Raw genomic sequence first — 4,796 nt, 5'->3', positions numbered from 1 at the left:
GTGGCGCTGACGCCGGTCCGTAGCAGCGCGAGCGCCTGCGCCCGGTAGGCGAGGTTGGCGTGCGCCTGGGTGGCGACCGCCCCGACCAGCGCCTCGGCGGCCGGCACCAGCGCCCCGGCGGCGAGGAACCGGCTGGCCACTGCCACTCCGAACAGGCGCCCGTCGGCGGAGCGGGCGACGAGCGAGAAGGTCACGCGCGGATCGTAGCCCGCAGGGCGGGCACGGGGCCCCGCTCCGGCGGCACCGCTCAGAACGGCGGCGCGGCGTCCTCCGGCGGCCGGCCCCAGGCCCGCCGGGCGTCGGCGACCGCCACCGCCGTCAGGACCGCCGCGGCGAAGCCCGACGCGACGAGCGGCGCGAGGCGCACCAGCAGCGGTACGGGCAGCAGCAGCGCGGCGATCCCCACCAGCCGGGACGGGGAGACCCGGCCGAACACCTCGTACTCGAATCGGGCCCGGCCGGCCAGGAACACGGCCGGCCCGCCGAGGATCACGGCCAGCCAGGGCAGCTCGTTGTGCCCGATCGGGTGCTCGATCACCAGCTCGTAGCCGATCGCGGTGGCGACCACGCCGATCACCATGACCAGGTGGGTGTCGGCGGCGGACCGGCCGACGGTGGCCGGGTGAGCGGCCCGGGTCACCGCCTCGCCCAGGATCTGCCCGGCCCGCTGCACGTAGATCCGCCACAGCAGCACCGAGGTGGCCAGCGCGACGGCGAACGCGGTGACCATGCCGGGGCTGGTGGGGGAGCGGGTGAACGACAGGCCGGCGAGCAGGATCGTCTCGCCGAGCGCGACCAGGAAGATCTGCTGGTAGCGCTCGGCCAGGTGCTCGCCGTGGATGTCCCAGCGGGAGACCGTGGACCGGCCCAGGCCCGGCACCGGCCAGCCGAACCGGGCGGCGAGGTACTCCAGCACCAGCGCCGCGGTCCAGAGCGCCACCCGGGCGTTCACCGGCAGCAGCGCGCCGGCCAGCCAGAGCACACCGGTGGTGCAGAACGTGATCAGCATGCGCCGCTTGAGCCGGCGGTACTGCTGGTTCTGCAGCACCAGCACGAGGATCGCCGGCCGGCTCACCTGGGCCACCACGTACGCGGTGGCGAACATCAGGCCGCTGTGGCCGAACGCGCGGGGGATCGCCACCCCCATCACCATCGCCGAGATCAGCGCGGTGATCACGATGATCTGCAACCACAGGTGGTGCGGGTCGTAGCGGCTGGTCGTCCACGCCGTGCCCTGCCACACGGCCCAGAGCGCGACCAGCAGCAGCAGCGTCTTGCCGCCGCCGGTCACCGCCGACCAGCCCGTCTGCCCGCCCTCCAGCACCAGGTCCTCGAAGGCGCGCGCCGAGATCCGGGTCAGCGCGAACACGTACACCAGGTCGAAGAAGAGCTCCAGGAACGTGGCCCGGTCGGGGCCGCCGCCGGAGCTGCGCAGCGCGGCCGGCTCGGCGGTCCTCACCGCGCTGCCCCGTCCCCGGTCCACCTCATCCGGCAGTCGTAACACTCTTTCCCGGCGTCTCGGCACCGATCGCCCATATCGGTCTGGATCTTGCTCGCGGCGGTGCCGGACGGGCACCATCGACGGGTGACGAACCGATGGGGCATGACAGTGCCGCTGGGCGGTATCCCGCTCGCCGACCACGCCGCCGTCTACGCGGCCCTGGACGACGCCGGCTTCACCGACGTGTGGTCCTCGGAGGTGGCCGGCGCCGACGCGTTCACCCCGCTGGCCCTGGCCGCCGCCTGGTCGCCGCGCCTGCGCCTCGGCACCGCGATCACGCCGGTGTTCACCCGTGGCCCGGGACTGCTGGCGATGAGCGCCGCCGCGCTGGCCGAGGCGGCGCCGGGCCGCTTCGCGCTCGGCGTCGGCGCCTCGTCGCCGGTGCTGGTGCGGGACTGGAACGCGATCGCGTTCGACGAGCCGTTCAAACGGACCCGGGACGTGCTGCGGTTTCTGCGGGCCGCGCTGCGCGGCGAGACCGTCGACGGCGCGTTCGACACGTTCGCCGTACGGCGCTTCACGCTGGAGCGTCCGCCGAGCGTGCCGCCGCCGGTCGTGCTTGCCGCGCTGCGCCCCGGCATGCTGCGCCTGGCCGCCGCCGAGGCCGACGGGGTGATCCTCAACTGGCTGGCCGCCGAGGACGTGCCGACCGCCCTGGCCGAGGTGGGCGAGCGCCGCCCCGGGTTCGAGGTGGCCGCCCGCATCTTCGTCTGCCCCACCGAGGACGCCGCGTACGCCCGCGCGCTGGGCCGCCGCATGATCACCGGCTACCTCACCGTCCCCGCGTACGCGGCCTTCCACAGATGGCTGGGCCGCGAGGACACGCTCGGTCCGATGTGGGCGGCATGGGCCGCGGCGGACCGGCGGGGCGCCTCCGCCGCCGTACCGGACGAGGTGGTCGACGCGCTGGTGCTGCACGGCTCGCCCGAGCAGTGCGCGGCCGCCGTCCGCCGCTACGCCGACAACGGCGTCGACGTGCCGGTGCTGGCGGTGCTCCCCACGCCCGAGATCACCGAGGGCGGCGCGGCGGCCTGGATGGATCTGCTGCCCCGGCTCGGCCCCGGGGAAGGTGGCCTGAGATGAACCTGACCGACCGGGTGGTCGTGATCACCGGCGGGGCCGGCGGGATCGGCGCGGCACTGGGCCGACGGTTCGCCGCCGAGGGCGCCGCCGCCGTCGTGCTGGCCGACCTGGCCGCCGACGCGGCCCGCGCCACGGCCGAGGCGATCGGCCCGGTCGCCACCGGCGTCGGCCTCGACGTCACCGACGAGGCGGCGGTACGCGCGCTCGTCGAGGAGACCGAGCGCCGCCACGGACGGATCGACCTGTTCTGCGCCAACGCCGGAGTGGCCACCGGCGGCGGCATCGACGCGCCGGACGCCGACTGGGACCGCGCCTGGCGGGTCAACGTGTTGGGGCACCTGCACAGCGCCCGCGCGGTGCTGCCCGGCATGCTCAGCCGGGGCCAGGGGCACCTGCTGCTCACCTGCTCGGCGGCCGGTGTGCTCACCGCGGTCGGCGACGCGCCGTACACCGCCACCAAGCACGCCGCCGTGGGTCTCGCCGAATGGCTGGCGATCACCTACCGGGACGCCGGCATCCGGGTCAGCGCGCTGTGCCCGCAGGGCGTGGACACCCCGATGCTCGCCGACGGCCTCACCGAGGGGCACCTGGGCGCCCGGGTGATCGCCGCGTCCGGGATGATCCTCACCCCGGACCAGGTCGCCGACGCGGTCGTCGCCGGGCTGGCCGAGGAGCGGTTCCTGATCCTGCCGCACCCCGAGGTCGCCGACTACGCCCGCCGCCGTGCCGAGGACCCGGACGGGTGGCAGGCCGGGCTGCGCAAACTCGTCCGCAAGCTGCGCGCCGCCGACCGCTGAGCCCTCACGAGGCGGGCGGTCCGGTCAGCGTCGCCACCGTAGCGGCCCCGGATGGATCGTCCACAGCACCTGTCGCCACCGCGACCGGGTCGCGCGCAGCGCGTCGGCGAAGCCGGCGCTCAGCCGTGCGGCCCGCTCCGCCTGTTCCGGCGTGACGCTGCCCGGCGCGAAGCCCGCCTGGTTGAGCAGACCGGCCAGCTCGTCCACCGCTGCGCCATCCGGGTCGCCGCTCGCCGCGCCCTCTCCGGGCCGCGCCGCGCGGGCCTCGGCGAGCGTCCGGCGGGCCCGCTCGGCGACCTCCGCCGCCGCCAGGTCCGGCCCGACCGGATGCCCGGCCAGACGCAGCGCGTCGGTCAGCTCCCGCCACGCTCCCGCGACCCGTTCGCCCGGATCGCCCACCGCCAGACGGGAGCGGGTCAGCCGCCGGCGCATCGCGACCAGCGCCGCCAGCACCGCGCCGACCAGCAACACCAGTCCGCCGACACCGCCGCCGACCAGCGCCGGTGTGCCGAGCCCGCCCTCGTTCCGGCCGGGTGCGGGCGCGGCAGCCGGAGGCGTTGCGCTCGGCTCCTCGGTGGGCGCCGGCACCTCCGACGGCGGCGGGTCCTCCGGCTGCGGCCGGAAGTCCTCCTCCACCGGACGGGGCTCCTCGTCCGGGCGCGGCATCGGATCGAACGGCACCCAGCCGACGCCGTCGAACAACACCTCCGGCCAGGCGTACGCGTCGGCCGCCCGCACCGGCCCGTCGCCGTCGGGCCCGAACCCGACCACCACCCGGGTCGGCAGGCCGGCGAGGCGGCCGAGCACCGCGAACGCGGCGGCGAACTGCTCCGACGTGCCCCGCTGCCCACCGCCGTTGCGCGGCCCGAACAGGAAGAACGCCAGATTCGGGTACGCGTGCCCGCTCGGCGCGTCGGCTGTCACCCGGTAGTGCTCGGCGAGGAACGTGGCGATCGCGTCGGCGCGCGCGTACGGAGCGCCGTTCGACTCGGCGAGCTGGGTGGCCAGCCGGCGCAGCGGTTCCGGGGCGCCGTCGGGCACCCGCAGCACCCGGGCCACCTCGTCACCGGCGGGCACGTTCGCCGTGGGCAGCAGGTTCACGTCCGGGCGCTCCCGCACCGAGGACACCTCGTACCGCAGCCCCGGCCCGAGCCCTTCCGGGCGGATCAGCGTCCCGGTCGCCGGGTCGTACGCCACCCGCGCGCCGGTCACCTCGCGCGGCGTGGGCACCGCCGGCAGCAGCCGTCCGGTCAGGTCGCCGACCGTGATCTCCTGGCGCACCTCGTCGGTGGCCGTGTTCGGGGCGGGCTCGGTGGCGGGCAGGATCCGCCCCGCGTTGCGGTACGTGGCGCCGACCCGCCAGGTCACCCCGTCATAGTCGCTGAGCACCGCCAGCCGGATCAGCGGCGCCCCGC

The 4,796-nt window shown here is 76.1% G+C and carries 5 protein-coding genes; 2 read left to right on the top strand and 3 right to left on the bottom strand.

Annotation, left to right across the window (positions count from 1 at the left end):
* Both KBX39_RS23370 and KBX39_RS23365 read right to left on the bottom strand, forming a co-directional pair.
* A partial coding sequence (locus KBX39_RS23370) for a DUF1028 domain-containing protein (RefSeq protein ID WP_210872521.1) occupies positions 1-194 on the bottom strand: 194 nt, incomplete at its 3' end.
* 53 nt (positions 195-247) lie between these two features.
* On the bottom strand, positions 248-1,459 hold the full coding sequence (locus KBX39_RS23365; protein ID WP_210872519.1) for a low temperature requirement protein A: 1,212 nt from the start codon (positions 1,457-1,459) through the stop codon (positions 248-250).
* A 144-nt stretch (positions 1,460-1,603) separates the two neighbouring features.
* Here KBX39_RS23365 and KBX39_RS23360 point away from each other — a divergent pair, with 144 nt between their 5' ends.
* Both KBX39_RS23360 and KBX39_RS23355 read left to right on the top strand, forming a co-directional pair.
* Positions 1,604-2,584 (top strand): LLM class F420-dependent oxidoreductase, encoded by a 981-nt coding sequence (locus tag KBX39_RS23360; RefSeq protein WP_210872523.1) that lies wholly within the window; start codon positions 1,604-1,606, stop codon positions 2,582-2,584.
* Entirely contained in the window at positions 2,581-3,381 is an 801-nt protein-coding gene (locus KBX39_RS23355; RefSeq protein WP_210872517.1) for an SDR family oxidoreductase, read from the top strand. Before KBX39_RS23360 ends, KBX39_RS23355 begins: the two co-directional genes overlap by 4 nt.
* A 24-nt stretch (positions 3,382-3,405) precedes the next feature.
* Here KBX39_RS23355 and KBX39_RS23350 read toward each other — a convergent pair.
* The coding region (locus tag KBX39_RS23350; RefSeq protein WP_210872514.1) for a DUF3488 and transglutaminase-like domain-containing protein at positions 3,406-4,796 on the bottom strand (1,391 nt) is incomplete at its 5' end.

This window comes from Micromonospora sp. D75 (assembly GCF_018070405.1).
GTDB lineage: Bacteria > Actinomycetota > Actinomycetes > Mycobacteriales > Micromonosporaceae > Micromonospora > Micromonospora chalcea.
The sequence above is the reverse complement of the archived record's forward strand: the minus strand, read 5'-3'. Positions and strand labels throughout refer to the sequence as shown.

What these genes read in the sequence shown, in the direction of transcription:
- KBX39_RS23360 (WP_210872523.1), top strand. Translation starts at nt 1,604, where the DNA reads ATGACAGTGCCGCTGGGCGGTATCCCGCTCGCCGACCACGCCGCCGTC.
- KBX39_RS23355 (WP_210872517.1), top strand. Translation starts at nt 2,581, where the DNA reads ATGAACCTGACCGACCGGGTGGTCGTGATCACCGGCGGGGCCGGCGGG.